The sequence below is a fragment of the Neobacillus rhizophilus genome (genome assembly GCF_018343535.1).
Classification (GTDB): domain Bacteria; phylum Bacillota; class Bacilli; order Bacillales; family Cytobacillaceae; genus Neobacillus; species Neobacillus rhizophilus.
In genome coordinates, this window is sequence record NZ_JAGYPF010000001.1 from 1,336,663 (window position 1) to 1,359,288 (window position 22,626).

Below are 22,626 nucleotides of genomic sequence, written 5' to 3' on the forward strand. Positions count from 1 at the left end.
TGTCCTTTTCGGCTAAAATAAGCTATAATAATATTTTGTTTTATTATAAAGAAAACTCGCCGATTGGCGAGCCCCTAAGGGTGGTTCATGAGGCGTAGTTGCACTTATGCGTTAAGAAAGTATAAAGCTTTCGACAGAAAGTTTATACTTTCTTATTAGCTAAAAAAGGAGCTTTTTTATGAAAGTCATTTGTTCCACACTTAACGCAAAATACATTCATACCAATCTGGCCATCAGGTTCTTAAAGGCATATGCAGCGCCTGAATTTGATATCATATTAAAGGAATACACCATCAAAGATCCGGTGATGAACATTGTCTCAGATCTACACCAGCAAAAGCCGGATGTTATCGGTTTTAGCTGTTATATTTGGAATATTGAAGAGACCCTTAAGGTCGTCAATATGCTTAAGAAAATTGACCCTTCCCTCATCATTGTATTAGGAGGCCCTGAGGTTTCCTACGACACACGTGAATGGATGGAAAAACATTCAGAAATCGACTTTATCGTAATGGGCGAAGGGGAACAAACCTTTAAACAATTGCTGACGGAGCTTAATACAAACAAAAATATCGAAAATGTCCATGGAGTTGCATATCGTGACAATGGAAACTTAGCCAGCACACCACAGAGAAATAAGCTTGATTTAAAAGAATTACCTTCTCCATTCCGCTTTCCTGAGGATATTCCCCAGTTGGGGAAACGGGTTACTTATATCGAAACAAGCCGAGGCTGTCCGTTCAGCTGTCAATTTTGCCTATCTTCCATCGAAGTCGGTGTCCGCTATTTTGACCGGGAACGAATTAAAGAGGATATTCGCTATTTAATGGCAAACGGTGCAAAAACAATTAAATTTGTTGACCGGACCTTTAATATTAGCAGAAGCTATGCAATGGAAATGTTCCGTTTCCTTATTGATGAACATCTTCCCGGAACTGTGTTCCAATTTGAAATTACTGCCGATATTATGCGGCCGGAAGTCATTGAATTTCTTAACCAAGAGGCACCAAAAGGACTTTTCCGTTTCGAAATTGGTGTACAGTCAACGAATGACTATACAAATGAGCTTGTGAGAAGAAAGCAAAATTTTGAAAAACTGAAAAGAACAGTGACGATGGTGAAAGATGGGGGGAAAATCGATCAGCATCTTGATCTTATTGCGGGACTGCCTGAAGAAGATTATGCCTCCTTCCGGAAGACCTTCAACGATGTGTTTGAAATGAGGCCGGAAGAACTGCAGTTAGGGTTTTTAAAAATGCTGCGCGGAACAGGGGTACGTATACGTGCTGCAGAACATGATTATGTATATATGGATCATTCCCCATATGAGATTTTAAGCAACAATGTTCTATCGTTTGACGATATTGTTAAAATAAAGCAAGTGGAAGATGTGTTAGAGAAATATTGGAATGACCACCGTATGGATCACACAGTTGAATACCTGGTGACACATGTTTTCCCTTCACCGTTCGATTTCTTTCAGGATTTTGGTTCCTACTGGGATGAACAGGGCTGGTCAAGAATCGGCCATCAGTTGGAGGATCTTTTTCGGCGATTACATTCATTTTTAGTCAAGAGGGCGGTTCCGAACCTTGATGTTATTTCCGGTTTAATGAAATATGATTATTTAAAACATCATAAATACAAACCGAGAAAACCTTGGTGGGAAGCAGGGCTGGAAAAAAGCGAACGTTCGAAAATCTACAAACGAATTTCCGAGACTCCGCAGCTTTTAGGACCGGAATTTCTCAAACTTGAGCTTGATGAAAAAGAACTTTATAAGCATACCATGCTGGAACTTTTGTCTTTTGACTTGACAAAGTATTTTCTAAACGGTGAAATAGACCACCAGTCCTCAGGTTTATTGGCGTATTTTGACCCTACCAACCTAGAGACAATCTTATTTCCTTTTAAAATCTAAAATAAGCCGGTGCTCCCGGCTTATTTTTCTTTTTTAGGTACGTTTTTTCTTAAATCTGTTTTTTATTTTTTCAACCAATGGAATACCGTTTACATCACCAAATTCTACACTAAATTCCTCTGTAGGTATTCTTGGCGGGGTCTTGCGACGGCCTTTCATTTTAACTTCTTCCCTTTTTTCCTAGCTTTGAATTGCGGTTTTGAAATCTGATTGCATTATTGTTATCGGTAAATTCAGCGGAAAATTCACTTTCCTGGACATTCTTCTTTGGTGTTTTGGTGTACTTTTCCACTGCATCAAATTCAGCCTTCCTCTTAGCCATCTTGGAAAACCTCCTTAAAATTCATGTTACATAGATAGTTTTAAGCAATTTTTGTGGAATCATTCGTTTCCTTATTTTTCATAAATAAAAAAAAGGTTTACGCAAATAATAAATGAAAACAGGGGGAATGCTGGATGAAAAAAGATAATAGGAAGAAAATTGAACAGAAAGTAAGTATCGATGAAACTTTGCCGCATCAAATAAATGCACCAAGCTTTGAAGGAACAGGAATAAAAATGGAAGCGCCATTTGTTAATGAGCACGGAGTAGTCATTGGAGATAGCTTATATGCCTCAGAAAATTCTCCACTAGAAAATTGGTCAGAGGATACGGACCCAGCCATAATGTCGGGTGATGCGTGGGTGCACCCGACAAACGATATCGGCTGGAACACAGCAGAAAATCGGGAACTGCTAGAAAGCAAAAGAAAGCCGCAAGCATATCCTTTTATGCATCCCACCAAGGATGTAAGCAAAGGGACAGATTGAAAAGCTAACCAGATTCGATAAACATTTCCACTTATGAATAAAGTCAAAGCAATCAATACTACCCTTACAGAGAAATAAATCTCTGGATAGAATAAGGAGTGAAAAATATGGCTAACAGCAGAAATAAATTATTAGTGCCTGGGATTGAACAATACCTTGATCAAGTTAAATATGAAATAGCCCAAGAATTCGGAGTACATTTGGGATCCGATACCGTTTCTAGAGCCAATGGTTCGGTCGGTGGGGAAATAACTAAAAGACTTGTCCAGCAGGCACAGGCACAATTATCAGGACGTGAATAATTTCATAAAAATGGCAAAGAGGCAGCTCTTATGGAGCGCCTCTTTTTATTTGTTTCTTTGTTTAATTTTGGTTGTCTGAATGATGGTATTTGCCTTTGGGATTGGGATTTCCCTGTGAATTTCCCTGTGAATTTCCTTGTGAATTTCCATGTGAATTTCCATGTGAATTTCCTTGTGAATTTCCATGTGAAATTTCCTGTTGATTGGCTTGCTTCTTGGCCTGCCCCGGATTTTGCTTTTGTTGGTTATCATCCATCTTTTTTGCCTGTCCAGGTGGGATTTTATCTTCGACTGGAGATTGGCCTACGGTCGCCTGCGGAGTATTATCAACGGCAGGAGGTTCCTGAGTAACATTTTCCTCCATTTGTTTCTTTAATTGCCCTGGCGGTGCATTTGCTTCCGGACCAGTAGGATTATTATGATTTTTGTACTTTTTCCAACTATTCTCCACTTTCTCTTTTGCCACCGGATTATTTATTGCCTTGTATTTACCAGCAGTGACACCTTTTTCGTGAGCAGTTTCAAGATCCTTTTCAGTGCCTGATAAAACAGTATATGCTAGCTGCTGCTCGGAAACAGCTTTGGTAATCTCTTTAATATCAGTTTCAAGCTTTTGCTCTTCCTTCTTTTCCATATGACCGGTCGGAACGGTTGAAATAATAACATGCTTATTCGTTTTGAAATACCCTTCTTTACCTATTTCCGACAAAATTTCTTCAGTCACCTTCGTAACATCTTGTTTCTTCCAATCATCCAAATGGGAAATAATCTTTTTACCTTCAGGATTATAGCCTGTCAATTCCACAACCTGCATCTTTTTATTTATTCCTAGTTCAATACTCGGATTCACATCAATTGACATATAGGCATAAGCTTTATTATTTTGATACATTGGAATAAATGAACCGGAAAATAGTAAAATTGCAGCCGCTGCAGCCCAAACGGTTTTCATTTTGGCAACTTTCTTTATGGACGATAGATATTTTAATTGATTCTTGCTTTCAACGGGATAAAAAGTTATTTCCTCTCCAATTGAATAGGATTGTTTTAGTCTCTTAGCCCGTAAGAACTCACCTTCAGGGGTTAAAAGCGTGAGAAAAAAATCATCCATTTCCATTATTATTCCCTTTTTCATGTATCAAGCACCCCCTTTATATAATCCTTCATATACACATAATCACTTGATAAAATTAAAGCAATGGCAATAATATATTTGCGATTTCTTTCTAAGGTTTTTCTAGAGACATTTACCATTTTTTCAAGCTGATTAATAGGCAGCCGCTTCTTTTCGCGTAATGATTTAAATAATTCTTCATTGTCAACCAATTTTTTTGCCGCGATGATTGCATTTTTCCTGGCATCTGCATGCTTCGGGGAATTCTCCACCAAATCGCTAAAGGTTAAATCAAATGAAGCTAATAATGATTGAAAATGAATAATTTCCTCTTTTCTTAGCTGTTCGTCAGTCTTTTTCTGATATTCATCAAGGGAAAGCTCATTGACTATTGCCGTTCCAGGTAATTCCTCATCTTGGAGGGAATTCGTTATATCAATACTGATGTGCTGATTTTTTGTTTGCTTTCGGATGTAGTCAATAACTCGTCTTTTAATAATCACTTCTGAAAAGCTTAATAAAGAGCTGCCACGGTCTTTTGAATATTTTTCAATCGCCTCATTAAAAGCAATAAGGCCAATGCTAAATTCATCATCGGATTCATAGATATACCGGCGGCATACTGAAGAAACAGTTTTAGCGATAAATGGTTTATAGGCCTGGATGAGTTCATTCAGCAATGACTTATCACCTTGCTGAATCAAGGCAACTGTATCTTCTAATGTTCTTTTATTCTTTTTAGCCATAAACAATAAACCTAGCATTTGCTCACCTCTTATTCGACCAATTATAACATAAGAACAAGCTTTGGTCTTTATGGGGTTAAGCATAGGAAAAGACTGCATTTAGCCCACGAGCCTTCGTTTATTTGTTATTGTTCATGTCTTATTAAATAAATGTTACGTATATGGAAATACTCTTTATGGGGGTTTTTAAAAAATTTTCCCAATAAGAAAAGCGAAGCCTATGCTGACGAAGTATCCCTTTTGCAGCTGGACAATAAAAAAATTAAGGCTGCCTCGTCCGAGGCAGCCTTAATTTTTTGGATTTTATTCATGCTGGTCCATTGGATTATAAAGCTTTACATTCGGATTTTTCTCCTGGAACCACCGTAATGCAAAATCGTTCTCAAATAAAAATACATAATGCTCATAACGATCCTTCACGAGAAGGCTTCTTGTGCTAGACAGATTTTCATCAACCTCGTCCTGATCAATCCAGCGGGCAATTTTTGAACCCATTCGTTCCATTAAAACCTCGGCATTGTATTCATTCCTCATTCTGTGCTCGAATACTTCAAACTGCAGCTGACCTACAGCCCCTAATAAATACTCGTCTGTTTTAACGGTTTTAAAGAGCTGTATAGCACCTTCCTGAACAAGCTGATGCAGCCCTTTATAAAAGGACTTCTGCTTCATAACGTTCTTGGCAGATACCCTGACGTAAAGCTCCGGGGTAAACTGCGGAAGCCTCTCATATTGAAAATTGTTCTTACCCGTGGTAAGCGTATCGCCGATTTGGTAAGTTCCCGTATCATATAAACCGATGATATCTCCACTGACTGCTTCTTCCACTGTATTTCGTTCTTCTGCCATAAAGGAAGTGGATTGAGAAAGCTTTAATTGCTTATCAAGCCGTGGAACGTTTACCGTCATTCCTCTTTCAAATTTTCCAGAACAAATTCGTACGAAAGCAATCCGGTCCCGGTGTGCGGGATTCATATTCGCTTGAATTTTAAAAATAAAACCGGAAAATTGGTCGGAAAGCGGATCAATTTCCCCAATAGATGAATTTCTCGCCTTAGGAGGCGGCGCAAATTGCAGGTAAGTCTCTAGAAATGTCTGGACCCCGAAATTCGTCAATGCACTTCCGAAGAACACAGGTGTCAGGCTTCCTGCTGCCACTTTTTCAGCAGAAAAATCATTTCCCGCTTCATTTAACAGCATGATTTCCTCTAGTGTCTGCTCATAAAGACCTGAAGATTTCAGCTTGTGATCACCATCAATTTCTCCATCATCATTTAAGGGAATATAGCGTGCATCTTCATCAACCCGGAATTGTTCTACCCGATTATAATATCTGTCGTAAATTCCCAAGAACTCTTTTCCCATTCCAATTGGCCAATTCATAGGGTAGGATTCAATTCCCAGAACTTCTTCCAGTTCTGCCAGAAGTTCTAGCGGTGGTTTTCCTTGGCGGTCAAGTTTATTAATAAACGTAAAAATAGGAATTCCCCGCATCCGGCAAACCTTGAAAAGCTTAATGGTCTGATCCTCGATTCCTTTCGCCGAATCCACAATCATCACGGCACTGTCAACTGCCATTAAGGTCCTATACGTATCTTCACTAAAATCCTGGTGTCCAGGAGTATCTAAAATATTGACGCGAAAACCGCTATAATCAAATTGCATGACACTGGAGGTAACAGAAATTCCCCGTTGCTTTTCAATTTCCATCCAGTCACTAGTGGCAAATTTTCCTGTCTTCTTTGCCTTTACTGTTCCGGCATCGCGGATTGCGCCGCCAAACAATAGCAATTTTTCCGTTAAGGTTGTTTTACCCGCATCCGGATGCGAGATAATCGCAAATGTACGGCGCGATAATACTTCTTTTTTAAAATCGTTTCCCATTATGTCTTCCTCTCTTTTAACAGCCTAAGTTTTTTCCATAACTTCAATCTTATCGCTCAAACGTTTACTTTGCAATATTTCAATAATAGACAATTGAGATTTTCTTTAATCGGGCTGAAATAATGACTATAATAAATATATACATAATTGATGATTTTGGGAGGATTTATGGAAATTACAAAATTTGATCGACAAACATTAAATTTATTGCAAAAGGCATTTGAAATCGTGCTGGAACAAAACAAGATTCCCTTTAAAAAAATCGGGATTGCCGAAGAAGCTGAGCAGCTTGTATTTTTATATGAAGGTAAAGCTGAAGAGGTTCATGTATTTAAATGGAAAAAGGCATCGAGCATTGGCGTCAGCATCGGTGTTCTAGCGCAAAGCGTTCTCACACCCATTATTCCCCATCTTCGGCTATTATCCTAATTTTGAGCAGCACTTCCTGTTTTTTATGGGAAGTGTTTTTTCTTCGATCAGCTTCCATCGATTCCCACATCCATTTTATTGGAAATCCCTTTATAATAGAGGTTGTACTTCTGTTAAAGGAGGAATAGCCCATGAATCAAAGCAAAAAAACAGTTTCAAAAAAATTCTTTCCGCTGTTCGCTGCATTTATTATAGTGATTGGCGGAATTATTTGGTTCGTTCAATCAACTACTAACCAAGTATCTATTCCGTTTTCGTCTGTAGAAACAATTATTCAAGAGCAAAACGGAAAAACAGTCACCCTAACTGAACAATCCGATGGAAGTCTCTTTATAAAAGCAGGAAAATCTGAATATGTTTCCCAAGTTCCCCCTAATAGCCAAATGGTGGATAAACTGGTTGAGAAATATAATATCAAATATTCCTTTTCATCTAGCAGCCGCTATGGTAAATGGATCATGGCTGGAGTCCTTCTTTTATTAGGAGGTGCTGTCTACACTGTCCAAAAAAGAAAGGGCGGCATCGGCTTAGGAAATTCCATGAAAAACAGCGTCGCAAAGGCCCGCCCTCTGCCAAACATCAGTTTAAAGGATGTAGGCGGTCTAGGCGATGAAATGAAAGAAGAGATATTGCAAACTTTAACAACTTTAAAGGATAAGGAAAGAGCGTTAAAGCTTGGGATTAAACCGCCGAAAGGAATCCTGTTATACGGACCTCCTGGAACCGGAAAAACCTTGCTTGCGCAAGCAATCGCCCATGAGCTGAATGCTTCGTTTTTCTCTGCCAGCGGGTCGGCGTTTAATGAATTATTTGTCGGCGTCGGTGCAAGCCGTGTCCGCTCATTGTTTCAGGCGGCCAGAAAACAGCGTCCTGCTGTCATTTTTATCGATGAAGTAGATGCCCTTGCCGGCAGACGTAAAGCCCATGGCGGCGAAGAAGGAGAAAAAACATTAACTGAACTTCTTGTCCAGCTTGACGGCGGCCATTCCAATGACGGCATTTTATTTATTGCCGCTACAAACAGAAAAGATATGCTTGATGAAGCATTCTTGCGTCCCGGGAGGATTGATTTCTCATTCCATGTTCCTCTGCCTGATACAAAAGGTCGCAGGGAAATCATTGAAATTCATTCAAAAGGAAAAGCGATTGCCAAAAATGTCCTTACGTCATTAGATGATTTAGCGGAAAGTACTTCCGGGTTTTCCGGAGCAGAGCTGTTTTCATTATTTGAATCAGCAAGCCGTCATGCAGTCCGTAATGGGCGTGATATGATTCAAAAACAGGACCTAGATTATGCTCTTGACCGAACCATTTTAGGAAGTACTTCACGGTCGTTGCAGGATCATGAGACAAAGCGGCGGGTAGCCATCCACGAAGCCGGGCACGCCCTTGTTGCTTCTGTAACAAAACCGGGTTCAGTCAGAAAAGCGACAATTATTCCACGGGGTGAAGCCTTGGGGTATGTAGCACCAATTCCAAAAGAATTAAATTTATCTACAACAAGCGACCTGCTTGACCGAGTTGCCATGATATTAGCCGGCGGTACCGCCGAAAGGATGTTTCTAGGTGAACACAGTATCGGTGTATCCGGTGATGTGCAACAGGCTAAACATATTATTGAACAAATGGTTGAAATTGGAATGCTTCAGGACGGCTTTACGTTAACCTTTAGTAAACCGGATAAAGAAATCAAAATGCAAGAACTGTTTGCAGAGGGTATAGAGAAAGCAGAAAAATTAATCGAAAGCCATCAAGTGCAGTATTTACAATTGGTGGATGCCTTATTAAAAAAAGAAACTTTGGAAGGGCATGAAGTCGAAGAAATCGTTTGTGCGAATATGAATGTAGCTGGATAAATGAAAACTTGCCGATTGGCGAGTCCGATAGGACGAGGACAGAGGCGTAGTTGAATTTATACTTTCCTTTTAGCTAACAGGCAAAACCCGCTTGGGAAACCGAGCGGGTTTTTTGGGCTAATTACCCATTCATTTTCTTAATAGTAGCAAGCTGCTCCTACAATAATCAAGAGGATAAATAACACCACGATTAAAGTGAAGCCACCACAGCCATAGCCAAAGCCGCCGTAGCCACAGCCGCCATAGCCGTAGCCGCCAAAACCGCCATATCCAAACATACTTTTTACCTCCTTATATTTTTATATAACCCAAGAAGCCCCTACAATGATTAATAAAATGAACAGAACCACGATTAGGGCAAATCCTGCTCCGTAGCCACCTGCTACACCAGTCATTTAACATTACCTCCTTTTTTGAATTCCATATATCCTATTCACCTAGATAAAAATGTGCAATAGACACTTATCCCTATTACCCAGATTTGTAAAAAAGGAAAAGCCCATTCTTAGAAAGAAATTGGGCTTAAAGTAAAAAAGCCACATCTCCCTGTAAAATAGAGAGTGCGGCTTTAATTCAAGTATATACACATTCTGTGATAATCCTTTGCTGCGATATGCTAGTAGTTAATTCGATTTAACAAGCTCTTTCAAACTATTCTTCCCGCGTTCAACTAAATCAAGATGGGTATTACGTGCCAATTTAACGTATTCCTTTCTAACTTGCAGCCACGCATTTCTGCGCTCGCGAGCAAAGCCAATGCCTGCTTCAGTATTTTTCACAAAATTGTCTTCCATTTGTTCGACAAATTGGAAAAAGGTTTTAACTGGGGTCAAAGCCAATATCTCTAATTGGCTGGAAACCTCGCTAAGCTGCTTTTTAAGCTCTTCCCGATCGTTATTTGGCACTGCCTCATCCTTTGCATCCTCTTTACGAAAATTAACTTGTTGGGCAACCTCAGATACCATTTCTTTGTTTGTTTTTCTTGCCTGGTCATATAATTTCGCGACGGATTTTCTATATTGCTTATTGAACTTGATGACTTCCTTTACAGAATTAAGGTAGGCATCCTCCCGGCTCTCCCTTAGCTTCCGTGCCCGTTCCTGGGAAAGCTCATATTGTTCCCAAAAAGTGTTCACAAACGAAACTTCAGCAATAGATTCCTCCGCAGCTTGTGGAACTGTTTTTACGTCGACTTCAGGAATCGCTTCGATCTTCTTCTGCGCCATCGTCCTTCCTCCTCTTACGATTATTTACTTTCTCTATTGCATCCTTCTTTTGGAAAGAAGGAATATAGAGCTCAAGGACACTGGTATACATTTTGAAAAATTGATCGAGGAGTGATTGATACGTTTCTAGTTGATTGGCATATCCTTTTAAGTATGTAATACCAGCTTTTGTAATGGAATACCTTCTTTTGGCTGGACCTGCACCAGTAGTATCCCATTCAGATGAAACCAAATCCTCTTTTTCTAATTGTCTTAACATTCTGTACAGGTTTCCTTGATCCAAAGTTTTAAAGCCAAATGACTCCAGCTTTTGACTCAATTCATACCCATGCAGAGAAACCCTGCTAAGAAGCAATAAAATAAATGGCAGCACAAAATTTTTTGATGGATTGACTGATTGATTATCTTGGTTTACCATGTCTTTATCACCTCACCTATATGTATTTTACACCTATCAGTAATATTTTGTCAATCTTGTCAATAAATATTACTAAAAGCTGAGTAAACCTGTTTACAATTTTACCAACTTGGATATAAACTATTAAAAATGAAAGGTGGTGTAAAATGGAAAAAGCAAAGGTTAGCAAATTGGGTGTTCCTTATTTACATTTAGGTAAAGGCGAGCCATTAGTGTTTATTCATGGTCTTGGTGAGATAAAGGAGGGGTGGCAGCACCAATTTGAATTTGCCGATGAATATGAATTAATTATTCCAGACCTAAGAGGCCACGGGGAGTGTACCAAGACCTATGGAATCACGATTCAGAATTTTGCTGCAGACATTATCAGCCTATTAAAGGAGTTAAAAATTGAAAACGCTCACATTGTTGGATTATCAATGGGTGGAGCCGTTGCACAGGAAATCTACCGCCAGTCGCCCTCAATCTGCCGTTCTCTCATGCTAGTAAGTACATTCCACTACTTTCCAAATAAACTCAAACGCCTACTATTCGAAAATCGAAAAGCAAAGTTTCAAAAAGTCGCTTCTGCCGGGAAGGAATCAGAATATTTAGCCCGAATGGCCCTGTATTCCTGGGATAAGGAAACTGTTGAACAATTCAACCAACTTTTTCGACCTAAACATGAGATTTTTATTGAATCATTGAAAGCTTGCCTAGAAGTGAATAATTTATCATTACTGCCAACAATTGAAGTGCCAACCCTTATAATCGGCGGACAGTATGATTCTGTATTGCCGGTTTGGATACAGGCATGGATGCATAAGTTAATACCAAACTCTAAATTCATTATTATGAGGAATACCGGCCATCTTGCCAAACTCGAAGCAAAAGACCGGTTTAACCTTCTCTTGCGTGAATTCCTCAACCAGCATCGAAATGCCGGATAATTTATATTAGCGGGAAGGATGGGGCCCCCACTCCGTTCTTCCCGTTAATAAATTTATTCTCGTCCTTGGAAATTATGAACGGATTTCTTGTAAATCATGTGAACGAGTGGATAACCATGGGTCCATTATTTCTGCGAAAACCCCTGTGAGCACGAGAGAAACATGGCCGCCTTCATATACTTCATATGTCTTATCTTCACTTGAAACAAGGTCCATGATCGGCAGACTTTGCTTTTCAGCAATTAATGTATCGCGGGAACAAGAGAACACAAACAACGGGCATTTAATATTCTTCAAATCTACTTTCCTTCCATCCATCACTAATTCACCTTTTAATAATTTGTTTTCTTTATAAAAATCATTAAAAAATTGCTTAAAGGCGGCACCCGTAAATGCCTGAGCATCCTTCGTCCACTTATCCATCCGGCGCCACTTTTCAACATATATCTCATCATGAGCGCGGGTATATAGGTTGGCCATTGTGGCCGCGTTTAACGGTGTGATCAGCTTAAACATCAAGTAAAGGAACTCGGATGGAAGGGTTTGATAAGCATTGGCAAAGCGGTCAAAGCTTAGCTCACCATTTTGAATCCCATCCAGCCATTTTTGCGGTACAGTCCCTATGCTAAAATCAATCGGGACTGCGGCTAGTACTAAATTCTTAATTGGCAGACTTGTAATAGAGGCAAGAATAGCGGCCATTGTCCCGCCTAAACAATATCCCATTAAGGACATTTCTTTTGCACCAGAATGTCTTATCGCTCGTTTTAGTGCGTTTTCCAAATAATCAATAATATAGTTTTCTAAAGTAAGATCAGCATCTTCCAGGCCCGGAGTACCCCAATCCAGCAGGTAAACATCGTATCCTCTTTCCGTTAAACCGCCAACCACGCTGCTGCCTTCTCCTACATCCAAAATGTACACTTTGTTCAAAAGCGAATATACAAGAAATACTGGTACGGCATGCTTCTTTTCCTTTGCAGGATGATACCATAAAGTAGTTTTATTTTTTTTCCATACACATTTTCTCGGTGTAGGGATGATATCCGGCTTTGGCTCAGTCATGACTTTATAAAGCTGATTCCATCGTTTCGTTTCCTTCTCGATATTTAAAAGCGGTAAAAAACTTTTTGTCGAAACTCTAGCACTCATTTACCAATACCCCCTTCACGTTATTTTGTAGTGCTGGCCCCTGGCAGGACCAGCTCTTTTTCCGGTTCCTTTTTTTGTTTTCTTTCTTTCTCTTTTCCCATTAATTCCTTTAATGAGGCAATTTCGCTTTTTATTTCAGCCAATTGCGCAATCTCCTGCCTTAGTTCCTCCAAACCGCGATCCGTTTTTGGCGGTTCTTGATGGGTGAGAGAATCTTTAAGTTCTGCTTGAATTACCTTTAGTCCCTCAAGCTCCTTGCACATTTCTTGGAGGTTCACCTGGAGGATTTTGATATCAACCAAACCCTGCCGTAAATCTTGAAGATCTGTCTTAATTTTTTTCGTTTCTGCCAGCTCTGCTTTTGTTTTCAGTGATTCAGCTTTCATTTGATTGATAGTGTTGATTATTTCTTGAAGGAAGGTCAAATTTTCTTTACTAAAGCTTGCCAAACCGTCTTGCAAATTCCATACCTGTTCTTCTAAACTATCAAATTTTTCTTCAGCCTGAATCGACATTTTTGCCGCGTTTGCGACATCCTTCTTGGTTGGAATATTCATTAATGCAGCGATAAACTCCTGATTTTTTCGCACCCTTTCCATATATCGCGAATGCAGGTCAAGTCCTATATTTGCCGTGCGGACAAATTCTTTGTTGTCAGTCGCCTTAAATAAAAGATCCATTAATTGTTTTTCCCACATTTCACTTAGCAGTTTATAACCTGCAAATAGATCATAGGTTTTTTCTTTAGACATGCCGCCTCACTCCTTGTATTAAAATTTTCTAATCGTACTTCTCTCCAGATATTTGTTTAGCGGAAAGACAAACGTACTGACTTGTTTGGAAAATAAGTTTACAAACACTTTTTGATTTTCATAGACTAGATTTCCAGCCTGTTTTATAGTTGTAAGGTATCGGCTTCTTGCCTTTTTTCTTAGCGAAATATACTGTTCTATCATTGCAAAATATTTATCTGCTGCGTCCGTATTAGTTATAAATTGGCATGGCCTGTTAAGAAGTGACAGTGTTTTTTGATGAATGCGCTCGAGTTGCTCATTTATTTCTTTAAAAGACTTAATCGGGAAAAAGTGTGCCAGAGTGGTTGTTGACATAAAAAATTCATCGCGTGCTGTTTTTTCCCATTGTGCAAATTCCTTTGTAAATTTATCAGTGATTTCTTTCATATCTGCTTGGCTTCGTCCTACACTATGTGCAAATAGCTTAGCCCTCTTCAAAAATACCTCATCTTCGAATTCAGCACGTTTTGCCCATTCATCCATTTTCCTAAAAGTTGCACGCCAGAGCAGGTCTAAACCGCTGACCTCAAGTTGAATATGTTCTTCACCTACTGTTTTGGTTTCCTGTTTTTGCTCCATTTCCTCCGACAATTTTTTCTCCCTCCATAGACTGACTTTATTTAGACACCTTTGTATGCTTGAAGATAGATTTGTGCTAATTCAGTTACTAGAGGCATTTTTGGATTGGCAATTGTATCCTGATCATCAAATGCCCGTTCAGCAAGTTCTGATAATTTGCTTTCAAATTCATCTTTCCTAACACCAGACGCTTCGATGCTCATTGGTATATCCAATTCCTCAGCAAGTTCAACGATTGCTGCGATTAAGCTTTTCACTCCCTCTTCGGTTGTGCTTGCAGGCAGGCCAAGCATTTTGGCAATTTCCGCATAACGTACATCCGCAATAAAGTGTTCATATTTAGGGAAAGTCATTAATTTATTGGGCTTCATCGCGTTAAAGCGGATGACATGCGGCAGCATGATGGCATTTGCCCGTCCATGAGGAATATTAAATTCCGCACCAATGACATGAGCAAGACTGTGATTAATGCCTAAGAAAGCATTGCCAAATGCCATACCGGCAATCGTGGCCGCATTATGCATTTTTTCACGGGCAAGTTCATCGCTTCCATCCCTGTATGCCTTAGGCAGAAATTCAAAGACCAACTGAATAGCCTTCATTGCAAGTCCATCCGTATAATCATTGGCTAGAACCGATACATAGGCTTCAATCGCGTGTGTTAATACATCCATGCCCGTATCCGCAGTTACATGTTTAGGAACAGTCATGACAAACTGTGGATCGACAATGGCAACATCTGGTGTCAGCTGCGCATCAACCATTGGATATTTGATATTTGTCTTTTTATCTGAAATAACGGAGGCGGATGTTACCTCGGATCCTGTGCCGGATGTGGTTGGGATCGCAATAAAATTCGCCTTAGTTCGTAGAGCCGGGAATTTAACCACTCGCTTGCTTGGATCAAAGAATTTATGCGTCAGGCTCTTGAAATCTGTGTCTGGGTGTTCATAAAACAGCCACATGGCTTTGGCTGCATCCATGACCGAACCTCCGCCAAGGGCGATTATACAATCAGGCTGGAACTTTTTCATCCGTTCTGCACCGGCCATTACCGTTTCAATACTTGGGTCCTGTTCAATCTCCCAGAAAATATCACAAAGAACATTGTTCGGATTCTTTTTTAAATAATACTGCACTTTTTCGACATAGCCATTCTTTAGCGGGCTTGTGCTGGTCACAATAAATGCTTTTGAAATACCGGGAACGGCTGCAAGTGTTTGAACCGAATTCTTCTCAAAGTAAATCTGTGATGGAACTTTAAACCACTGAGTCATAGTTCTTCTTTTGGCTACTTTTTTGATATTGAGTAAATTTGCTGCTCCCACATTCTGTGACACAGAATTCCCTCCATATGTTCCGCATCCGATAGTTAAGGACGGTAATGATGTATTATAGATGTCGCCGATTGCCCCGTGTGTGGATGGTGTATTGACAATAATCCTGCCAGCTTTCATTCTTTGCGAAAATGTATCAATCACATCCTGATTGGAAGTATGAATCGCTGCCGAATGCCCAAGACCGCCATATTCAAGTGTCTCTTCAGCAACAAGAAGTCCTTCTGCAAAACTATTTACCTTGTAGCACGCTAAAATCGGACTTAATTTTTCACAGGATAGTGGATACTGCGGCCCTACACCATCTAACTCGGCAATTAGAATCTTTGTATTGAGCGGCACATTGATTCCAGCCATTTTTGCAATCATATAAGCAGGAAGACCGACAATCATTGGGTTAAGCTCTTTTGTTTTCGGATCAATTGCGGCGCGTTCGAGCAATTGCTTTTCTTCCCCATTGAGAAAATAGCAGTGATTGGCGATCAATTCCTGTCTTACTTCATCATAAATTTCTTGATCAATGATTAGGGCTTGTTCGGAAGCACAAATCATACCGTTGTCAAAGGTCTTTGACAAAATTAAGTCATTGACTGCACGTTTAATGTTGGCCGATTTTTCAATATAACAAGGTACATTTCCGGCACCAACGCCTAGTGCAGGCTTTCCTGAGCTGTAGGCTGCCTTCACTAGATTCGGGCCGCCGGTTGCAAGGATGAGCGATATCTGCGGATGTTTCATTAGGGCCTGAAATGTTTCATGAGAAGGTACCTCAATCCACTGGATGCAATTCTTTGGTGCGCCAGCCTTTTCAGCCGCTTCGCTAAGCAGTTGGGCTGTTATTGTACAGCATTTTTGAGCATATCGTGGAAATGCAAAGATGATTGGATTCCTTGTTTTAAGTGAAATCAACGATTTAAAAATGACTGTCGATGTCGGATTGGTGATGGGGATAACACCGGCAATGACACCAACCGGCTCGGCCATTTCGACCATCCCATCATTATCATTTTCGGCAATGACACCCACCGTTTTCATATCCCTGATGTTGTTGTAAATCATTTCGGTGGCAAACATGTTTTTAAAAACTTTGTCCTCGTAAACCCCTCTTTGTGTTTCTTTTACTGCAAGCTTGGCCAAATACTTGTGGTTTTCAAGTGCAGCAAGAGCCATCTGTTTAACAATTTCGTCCACCATTTCCTGATTATAACAGCGGAATTCATTCAGTGCTTTCGCTCCGTTATTGGCTAATTCATCGATCATTGCATAAACCTGATGTTTCTCCTGCACAACTTTTTCTTTTACTGCCATGTAGACATCCCTCCGGTAAAATGAATTATGGAATCACTCCTTTTCCCCTCTGCATAAATATAGCACGTGACTTTTTTCGATTTTGTCGAATTTTGCGACAAAATGAATGAACAGCCATTCATTTTACAAAAGTTCACAAAAAATTCAAAAAAGCCACAAACCCTAAAATAGGTTTGTGGCTAAAGATCAACCTGTATTACGCAAACCGGCGGAGATACCGCTAATGGTCAAGAGAACTTCCGTCAAAACAGCAGCGTCAGGCTCGTCCTGTTTTCTAAGTTCTTTTATTAATTCGACCTGAAGGAAATTAAGCGGGTCGACATACGGATTGCGGCGGAACACAGATTCTTTTATGTTAGGAGTATGGTCAAGTAATTCTTGATCCCCCGTAATTTTCAAAAGAATCGCTCTTGTTTTCTCATATTCCTCGAATATATTCGTAAAAATTCTTTCAGCAATCGTTTTATCTTCAACAAGTGTTAAATATTCTTTAGCAGTTGTAATATCAGCCTTCATAAGAGCCATTTGCAAGTTATCAATCGTTGATTGGAAGAAAGGCCACTTCAGATACATTTCCTTTAGCAGCTTTAAGTTCTGCTCACTGCCTGATGCAAAAGCTTCCAGACCTGATCCTGCCGCATACCACCCCGGAAGGAGTTGTCTGCTCTGGGTCCAGGCAAAAACCCATGGAATCGCTCGCAGGTCTTCAAAGCGTCCTTGGTTTTTGCGGCTCATTGGTCTTGAGCCGATGTTTAATGCACCCACTTCCCTTAGTGGTGTTGCAGATTGAAAATAGGTTAGAAAATCGGGATCCTCAAACACAAGAGATTGATATTTAGCAAGAGCAGCATTTGATATTTCTTCAATTGCTTTTTCCCATGACGCCTCCCGCATTTCTCCTTCTTCCGTAACATGCGCTGCGGCAAGAATCAGGGTCGATACAGCTTGTTCCAAGCTTCTATAGGCAATATCCTCAAGCAGGTATCGAGAAGATAAAACCTCTCCCTGCTCGGTAATTTTCACGCCGTCACCAATTGTTTCAGCCGGTTGTGATAAAAGGCTTTTGTTTAAAGGACCGCCGCCGCGGCCAAATGAACCGCCGCGCCCATGGAAGAATTTCAGGCTGATTTGATATTTTTTCGCCATTTCATGAATTTCAACCTGTGCCTTATAAAGCTTCCAGTTCGCCGTCAGCGTGCCGCCGTCTTTGCTGCCATCAGAATAGCCGAGCATAATTTCCTGCTGATTCCGCAAGCTCTGCAAATGATTGCGGTAAACTGGCATATTGAAAAGTTCTTCCATAATAAGTGAACCGGCTGTTAGATCATCAATGGTCTCCAATAGCGGAGCAACATTTAAATGGCTTGTCAACGTCCCGTCCGCATGAAGACGATAGAGTCCAGCTTCTTTGGCTAAAACTAAAACCTCCAATAAATCACTCGGTGATTTAGTCATGCTTACCAGATATACTGTAATTGCTCTTTGTCCAAATTCTTCATGAGCGTTTTTAATCATCTGAAATACTTTAATCATTTCCTGTGTTTCCGTGGAGTAATCTTCATGTAATAAAAGGAGCGGCCGAGGATCAAGGAGAATCCTTTGCAATATTTCTAATTTTTCTGTTTCGCTTAGTGCTGCATAGTTTTCAGTGATGCCTACTTTTCCAAGTATCTCAGTTATTGCGGCCTCATGCTCCCCGCTATGATTTCTAATATCAAGTGTGGCTAAATGGAAACCAAACAGCTGGACCTGACGAATCAGTTTTTCAATGTTCCCGAGTTCGTGGCGGGCAGGGTGATGCTGCTTTAAGCTTCTATTAATTAAAAACAGATCTTCCAGCAATTCTTCCGCACTGCTGTAGCCTAGTTCAGATTTCCCAGTCTGCTTCACCCGCTCAATTATAATGGCGAAAGCGCGACGGTATACCTCCGCTTGGACCGGCCATTTTTTATCTTCTGTCAAATAGAAATCTTCTTTTTCATCAATATATTTCAGCAGATCTTCGCTGACCTTTACCCTTGAGGTGGAATGGCTGTAGCGTTTCATTAAATCTACTAAAACATTTTTATATTTTTTCAAGACAAGACGCCTTTGCCGGTCCAATGTTTCCCAGGTCACATCATGGGTCACGTTCGGGTTACCATCCCGATCCCCGCCAATCCATGACCCGAACCTCAAGAAATTTGGAACATCCCAGGAGGTTTCAGGATAATATTTCTCGAGACTATCTGAAACCTCTTGATGGATATCAGGGAGGACTTCAAATAATGTCTGATCAAAATAATACAGCCCATTTCTAACCTCATCCATTACGGTTGGTTTATTTTCCCGCAATTCATCGGTCTGCCAAAGAATAGCGACTTCATTAAACAAACTTTCTTCGAGCTTTTTTTGTTCCCTGCCTGAAAGAAGCGGATGATCAAGATTTTTTAGAATTTCGGCAATCCGCTGTTGTATTTCAAGAATGGAACGCTTTGTTGCCTCTGTTGGATGTGCCGTAATAACAAGCTCAAGTGATATGCTTTGCAGCACGTTTTGAATAGTTTGCATGTTAATGTTATTTTCTTTCAGTGAAAGGATTGCACTTTCAATTGAAGCAGGCTGGACGATGTTGTCACTTTGAAGCTGATATTGCCTGCGCCTGCGGATTCGATGGTTTTGCTCAGCAACATTTATTAAATGGAAATACATAGAAAATGCTCGGATTACCTGCTTGCGCATTGGCGGTGTCAAGGTAACGATTTCCTGTTTTAATGCTGAATAAATTTCTTCGTCAAAGTGAATCCTAAGTGATTTAGCCATAAGTCTTATTTTTTCGACTTTCTCATATAGCTCCTCGCCACCGTGGTTCACCAGAATCTCACCTAACATTTTGCCAAGTAGTTTAACATCGCGACGCAACGGAAGACTGCTGTCTTTTTTCATCAAATCTGCTGCCATTCTCTCACCTTCCCTTTAATCAAATAAAGTACTAAAATTTTTATTTATTAATATACCATATCTTCTGAATTTTGTTAAAAAAATTTTGCCTTTTACAGCAATAAAAAAGTTTCTTTCTATAAATCGAATCATTTTACATTCTAGTCATCTTCCCTATTTCTTTCTCCTCTTATTTCATATGAAAAGCCGGTCAAAAAATATATTTGACTATATTATTGTTGGCACTGGGCACAGCGGTGCTTTTCTGCCGCATCCTCTATCAAAAAATAGTAACCGCCGCAGTGTACAGCTGATTGGAACAGTTGCAGGTGGAAAATTGAATATCATCATACTTTTTATTCAACCTAGGAGCCGGGGATCTATTAAACTACAAAATAACGCCCCCCTTAAGATCGTGCTAGCAGATGAAGGGTTTCTTAATAACAGCTTTGACTTGGAAACTATAAAGGCGATTTATAAGATTTACATTCGTGATATAGCCGATAAACTTTCAAAAATTGACCATGCCTATAAACTTATCAATCCGACTCTTGACACAATTGAAAATGATAAAGAAATTGAAAACTTTATTAAGGAAAACTTTGGTCATAATCACCATCAATAAAGCTCACTGCGAATGGCACCGTTAAATAATGGCGGTGTGGTGGACCGTTTCGGAAGAGTTCACGGTGTCAATAACTTAATTGTTTCGGATGCCTCAATTATACCGTTTACAGTTGATGGAAATACATCTTCAACAGCTTATCTAATTGGATATACCATCACAAAACAATTATTAGAAGAAAATATGTTCTAAATCTAATAAAAAGGGTGCTTGTCCATATCAATTCGTCCATTCGTCTAGCAAAACAAAGAATAAACTGATTAGTGATTCAGATGGACAAGGAGGTTGTTATTGTGAATAATGATTTTTTTGATAACAGAGGCAATCAAAACTTCTTAAGAACTTCAAATGTCCCCAATCAATTAAGTTCGCATCATCGTCAAACAACAAGGAGAAACCAAAATGTTAAACGTACTGGTGGTCAGGCAATGAAAACTTCAACATGTCAACCAGCTGACAAACATTATCGGAGGAGAAGTTATTACTGCAGCACCAGTTTGTGTGGTTCAGCGCCTTCGTGATATTAATGCAACAATTTTAGGCCGCCGCACTCAATCTCCCTTAGCTCTGCCATTTGCACTTTCCTTTGAAAATAATCAAAATGGAAGAACGCTAAATCTTGGTGAAACAGTAATTCTTCAAAAAGAAATATAACGATTCATGACAGCATTGCGCAGAAGAGGACTTATTGTAACAGCTGTACACAATCATTGGTTGTTTGATAGTCCAAGATTAATGTATATGCACTGGGAAAATGTCGGCGATCCGTTTGTGTTTGCTCAAAAAAGCTTTGACGCAGCATTAGAGGCCGGCCTCTTCTGAATGGATGCCATTTGTGATATTTCGTAAAATTTCACAAATGGCTGCTTTTTTATTCTATATTAATTCTTTTTGCAAATTGATAGGTTCTACCTTTCCACTAAATTACTTCTTCATCGTATTTTCCATATTTGGAATGTAAGGAATACTGTTTGGAAAAACAAAACAGGTATTTGTCCTCGGTAAAATGACTAAGCCTTTTTCTAACTAATGAATAATATGTAAATCAAGTACAGGGGTAAGGAGGGGAAATTATGAGTTCAAGAAATCGGAATCGCGAAAACATTGATGTAAATACTGATATTGATACTGATATTGATAATGATATTCGTAACAGAACGGAGTCTGAAGCTGAGGCTGAGGTCCGTAATACTGACAACAACACCAATGTCGCGCGTGCAATTCTTAACAATTCCGGAAATTCTCGCGTTAATGTAAGGTTGAATAACAGAAGTAATGCACGGGTAAGAACAGACCAAGAACAAGAAAACGATCAAGATATTAATAATGATTTTGATATTGATTTTGATCGGTAAATGGCAGGTTGTAGTTAAAACAATTATTTTAATTAAAAGCTGCCCTCGTATATTTAAAGATTACGAACATCTGGAACGATGGCTTAATTTCAAGTGCTGATTTAAATTAGGGAGGAATATCAAATGGCAGGAAGAAGAAGAAATCGAAATGTAAATAGGCAAAATCGTCGAAATAATACTAATGTTAACGTAGATATCGATACTGATTTGGATAATGAGGTTCGAAACAGAACGGAGTCGGAAGCCGAAGCAGAAGTTCGGAACGTTGATAAAAATACGAACGTTGCCCGTGCTGAATTAACTAACTCCGGAAATGCAAGAGTGGATGTTACTTTGAATAGCAGAAGCAATGCACGTGTAAGATCCGATCAAGATCAGGAAAATGATTTAGATCAAAATACTGACTTTGATCTTGAATTCTAATATATATATTGGAGGGTGGGGTTATTAAACCCCATCCTTAAGAAGAATAGGTGAAAACATGAATAGAAAAAGTTCACAAAGACAAAATATTCCTCAAAATTGGGTAAATCAAAAGGGACGTAATTCACAAAGAGATTCAATTGAAAACAAAAATAACTTAAGATCACGCGCCTCACAAATAGACAATATTAAAATAAGGAACGAAGGATTAAATTCAATTGAGCAAAGTGGAAACTCTGACGTTGATGTACATGTTGATGTACATGTTGATACAACCCCAATTGCATTTGCGATACTTTGTTCATTACTTGCCACTAAACAAATGAGCAATTTCGAGTTTGAAGAAGCAGTTGATAGACTTCAAAGTCTTAATCCAAAAGAAGATTTTATTTATTCCTTAAATCCCCCAAATAATACAAATTTATTGGAAAACAAAAGGGATAGAAAGAGAGTGGATTAATGTTGTTCCACTTTCTTTTATTGAGCTATTTTTTGGTGG

The 22,626-nt window shown here is 39.5% G+C and carries 25 protein-coding genes and 1 pseudogene; 12 read left to right on the top strand and 14 right to left on the bottom strand.

Going from position 1 to position 22,626, the window contains the following annotated elements; translation table 11 throughout:
• Positions 1 to 178 precede the first annotated feature (178 nt).
• A complete protein-coding gene (locus tag KHA99_RS06250) occupies positions 179 to 1,921 on the top strand; it encodes a B12-binding domain-containing radical SAM protein (RefSeq protein WP_213116532.1) in 1,743 nt (580 codons plus the stop codon).
• Between the two features lie 33 nt (positions 1,922 to 1,954).
• On the opposite strand, the gene ykzE is transcribed toward KHA99_RS06250, so the two are convergent.
• Complete coding sequence (gene ykzE, locus KHA99_RS31150) at positions 1,955 to 2,080, bottom strand: protein YkzE (protein ID WP_261363767.1); 126 nt, start codon at positions 2,078 to 2,080, stop codon at positions 1,955 to 1,957.
• A 1-nt stretch (position 2,081) separates the two neighbouring features.
• Positions 2,082 to 2,243, bottom strand: a complete 162-nt coding sequence (gene ykzP / locus KHA99_RS06255; RefSeq protein WP_213116533.1) for a protein YkzP — start codon at positions 2,241 to 2,243, stop codon at positions 2,082 to 2,084.
• A gap of 134 nt (positions 2,244 to 2,377) precedes the next feature.
• On the opposite strand from ykzP, the gene KHA99_RS06260 reads away from it, so the two are divergent.
• The gene (locus tag KHA99_RS06260) at positions 2,378 to 2,731 is read left to right on the top strand and encodes a DUF3905 domain-containing protein (RefSeq protein WP_213116534.1); all 354 of its coding nucleotides are present in this window, start codon (positions 2,378 to 2,380) and stop codon (positions 2,729 to 2,731) included.
• A 107-nt stretch (positions 2,732 to 2,838) separates the two neighbouring features.
• Positions 2,839 to 3,033, top strand: coding sequence for an alpha/beta-type small acid-soluble spore protein (locus KHA99_RS06265; protein WP_213116535.1), 195 nt, complete (start codon positions 2,839 to 2,841; stop codon positions 3,031 to 3,033).
• A gap of 61 nt (positions 3,034 to 3,094) precedes the next feature.
• On the opposite strand, the gene KHA99_RS06270 is transcribed toward KHA99_RS06265, so the two are convergent.
• The 3 genes from KHA99_RS06270 to KHA99_RS06280 form a co-directional block, all read right to left on the bottom strand.
• Positions 3,095 to 4,168, bottom strand: coding sequence for an anti-sigma factor domain-containing protein (locus tag KHA99_RS06270; RefSeq protein ID WP_213116536.1), 1,074 nt, complete (start codon positions 4,166 to 4,168; stop codon positions 3,095 to 3,097).
• On the bottom strand, positions 4,165 to 4,911 hold the full coding sequence (gene sigI, locus KHA99_RS06275) for an RNA polymerase sigma factor SigI (protein ID WP_213116537.1): 747 nt from the start codon (positions 4,909 to 4,911) through the stop codon (positions 4,165 to 4,167). Before sigI ends, KHA99_RS06270 begins: the two co-directional genes overlap by 4 nt.
• Positions 4,912 to 5,196: 285 nt before the next feature.
• Positions 5,197 to 6,777 (bottom strand): peptide chain release factor 3, encoded by a 1,581-nt coding sequence (locus KHA99_RS06280; protein ID WP_213116538.1) that lies wholly within the window; start codon positions 6,775 to 6,777, stop codon positions 5,197 to 5,199.
• A gap of 168 nt (positions 6,778 to 6,945) precedes the next feature.
• Between KHA99_RS06280 and KHA99_RS06285 the strand changes: the two genes are divergently transcribed.
• Together KHA99_RS06285 and KHA99_RS06290 are read left to right on the top strand one after the other, a co-directional pair.
• Complete coding sequence (locus KHA99_RS06285) at positions 6,946 to 7,206, top strand: hypothetical protein (protein WP_213116539.1); 261 nt, start codon at positions 6,946 to 6,948, stop codon at positions 7,204 to 7,206.
• A 131-nt stretch (positions 7,207 to 7,337) separates the two neighbouring features.
• The gene (locus KHA99_RS06290) at positions 7,338 to 9,062 is read left to right on the top strand and encodes an AAA family ATPase (protein WP_213116540.1); all 1,725 of its coding nucleotides are present in this window, start codon (positions 7,338 to 7,340) and stop codon (positions 9,060 to 9,062) included.
• Between the two features lie 137 nt (positions 9,063 to 9,199).
• Here the strand turns inward: KHA99_RS06290 and yjcZ are convergent, their stop codons facing one another.
• From yjcZ to phaQ, 4 genes are all read right to left on the bottom strand, one after another.
• Positions 9,200 to 9,340 carry a sporulation protein YjcZ gene (gene yjcZ, locus KHA99_RS06295; protein WP_213116541.1) on the bottom strand — a complete coding sequence of 47 codons (141 nt, stop codon included), beginning with the start codon at positions 9,338 to 9,340 and terminating at the stop codon, positions 9,200 to 9,202.
• Positions 9,341 to 9,361: 21 nt separating this feature from the next.
• Positions 9,362 to 9,457, bottom strand: a complete 96-nt coding sequence (locus KHA99_RS06300) for a YjcZ family sporulation protein (RefSeq protein WP_213116542.1) — start codon at positions 9,455 to 9,457, stop codon at positions 9,362 to 9,364.
• A gap of 228 nt (positions 9,458 to 9,685) precedes the next feature.
• Positions 9,686 to 10,288, bottom strand: a complete 603-nt coding sequence (gene phaP, locus KHA99_RS06305) for a polyhydroxyalkanoic acid inclusion protein PhaP (protein WP_213116543.1) — start codon at positions 10,286 to 10,288, stop codon at positions 9,686 to 9,688.
• Positions 10,257 to 10,706: a poly-beta-hydroxybutyrate-responsive repressor gene (phaQ, locus tag KHA99_RS06310; protein WP_213116544.1), complete on the bottom strand. Its 450-nt coding sequence runs from the start codon at positions 10,704 to 10,706 to the stop codon at positions 10,257 to 10,259. Before phaQ ends, phaP begins: the two co-directional genes overlap by 32 nt.
• 146 nt (positions 10,707 to 10,852) lie before the next feature.
• On the opposite strand from phaQ, the gene KHA99_RS06315 reads away from it, so the two are divergent.
• Positions 10,853 to 11,635, top strand: a complete 783-nt coding sequence (locus tag KHA99_RS06315; RefSeq protein ID WP_213116545.1) for an alpha/beta fold hydrolase — start codon at positions 10,853 to 10,855, stop codon at positions 11,633 to 11,635.
• Positions 11,636 to 11,707: 72 nt separating this feature from the next.
• On the opposite strand, the gene KHA99_RS06320 is transcribed toward KHA99_RS06315, so the two are convergent.
• The 5 genes from KHA99_RS06320 to ppc all read right to left on the bottom strand — a co-directional run bounded on the left by KHA99_RS06320 (position 11,708) and on the right by ppc (position 19,745).
• Positions 11,708 to 12,787, bottom strand: a complete 1,080-nt coding sequence (locus KHA99_RS06320; RefSeq protein ID WP_213116546.1) for an alpha/beta fold hydrolase — start codon at positions 12,785 to 12,787, stop codon at positions 11,708 to 11,710.
• 20 nt (positions 12,788 to 12,807) lie between these two features.
• Positions 12,808 to 13,539, bottom strand: coding sequence for a hypothetical protein (locus KHA99_RS06325; RefSeq protein WP_213116547.1), 732 nt, complete (start codon positions 13,537 to 13,539; stop codon positions 12,808 to 12,810).
• Positions 13,540 to 13,557: 18 nt separating this feature from the next.
• Positions 13,558 to 14,160 carry a hypothetical protein gene (locus tag KHA99_RS06330; protein WP_213116548.1) on the bottom strand — a complete coding sequence of 201 codons (603 nt, stop codon included), beginning with the start codon at positions 14,158 to 14,160 and terminating at the stop codon, positions 13,558 to 13,560.
• A gap of 41 nt (positions 14,161 to 14,201) precedes the next feature.
• Positions 14,202 to 16,805 carry a bifunctional acetaldehyde-CoA/alcohol dehydrogenase gene (adhE, locus tag KHA99_RS06335; protein ID WP_213116549.1) on the bottom strand — a complete coding sequence of 868 codons (2,604 nt, stop codon included), beginning with the start codon at positions 16,803 to 16,805 and terminating at the stop codon, positions 14,202 to 14,204.
• A 186-nt stretch (positions 16,806 to 16,991) separates the two neighbouring features.
• Positions 16,992 to 19,745, bottom strand: coding sequence for a phosphoenolpyruvate carboxylase (gene ppc / locus KHA99_RS06340; RefSeq protein WP_213116550.1), 2,754 nt, complete (start codon positions 19,743 to 19,745; stop codon positions 16,992 to 16,994).
• Positions 19,746 to 20,061: 316 nt separating this feature from the next.
• Between ppc and KHA99_RS30670 the strand changes: the two genes are divergently transcribed.
• The 6 genes and pseudogenes from KHA99_RS30670 (at position 20,062) to KHA99_RS30680 (ending at position 22,587) form a co-directional block, all read left to right on the top strand.
• Complete coding sequence (locus KHA99_RS30670; protein WP_249366438.1) at positions 20,062 to 20,349, top strand: GMC oxidoreductase; 288 nt, start codon at positions 20,062 to 20,064, stop codon at positions 20,347 to 20,349.
• Between the two features lie 12 nt (positions 20,350 to 20,361).
• Positions 20,362 to 20,541, top strand: a complete 180-nt coding sequence (locus KHA99_RS30675; RefSeq protein WP_249366439.1) for a GMC oxidoreductase — start codon at positions 20,362 to 20,364, stop codon at positions 20,539 to 20,541.
• Positions 20,542 to 20,802: 261 nt separating this feature from the next.
• A pseudogene (locus tag KHA99_RS06350) lies at positions 20,803 to 21,171 on the top strand (DUF1259 domain-containing protein).
• 251 nt (positions 21,172 to 21,422) lie between these two features.
• Positions 21,423 to 21,704, top strand: a complete 282-nt coding sequence (locus KHA99_RS06355; RefSeq protein ID WP_213116551.1) for a hypothetical protein — start codon at positions 21,423 to 21,425, stop codon at positions 21,702 to 21,704.
• A gap of 123 nt (positions 21,705 to 21,827) precedes the next feature.
• Positions 21,828 to 22,127 carry a hypothetical protein gene (locus tag KHA99_RS06360; RefSeq protein ID WP_213116552.1) on the top strand — a complete coding sequence of 100 codons (300 nt, stop codon included), beginning with the start codon at positions 21,828 to 21,830 and terminating at the stop codon, positions 22,125 to 22,127.
• Between the two features lie 178 nt (positions 22,128 to 22,305).
• Positions 22,306 to 22,587: a hypothetical protein gene (locus tag KHA99_RS30680; protein WP_284037916.1), complete on the top strand. Its 282-nt coding sequence runs from the start codon at positions 22,306 to 22,308 to the stop codon at positions 22,585 to 22,587.
• The last annotated feature ends 39 nt before the right edge of the window (positions 22,588 to 22,626 follow it).